At 42.7% G+C, this 227-nt stretch carries 1 protein-coding gene; it reads left to right on the top strand.

The window, feature by feature from the left end; all coding sequences use genetic code 11:
• Positions 1-227: helicase-related protein (locus tag LI126_RS15300; protein WP_334300977.1), on the top strand; the 227-nt coding region annotated here is incomplete at both ends.

The following is a 227-nucleotide window of genomic DNA, read 5'->3' as shown; positions in this document are numbered from 1 at the left end:
AGTTGAGGTTCGCCCGGTTATGGGACAGATTGATGATTTGGTTGGCGAAATCAATCAGCGGATCGAAAAAAATGAGCGGGTCTTGATTACTACTCTGACCAAGAAAATGTCAGAAGACTTAACGGATTATCTAAAAGATCTCGGCTTAAAAGTCAAGTATCTGCATAGTGACATCAAGACCTTGGAAAGAACGCAGATCATTCGTGAACTCCGGTTGGGCAAATTCG

This window comes from Mediterraneibacter sp. 210702-DFI.5.30, from assembly GCF_020560115.1.
Taxonomy (GTDB): domain Bacteria; phylum Bacillota; class Clostridia; order Lachnospirales; family Lachnospiraceae; genus Mediterraneibacter; species Mediterraneibacter faecis.
This window is presented reverse-complemented; position numbering and strand designations above follow the sequence as displayed.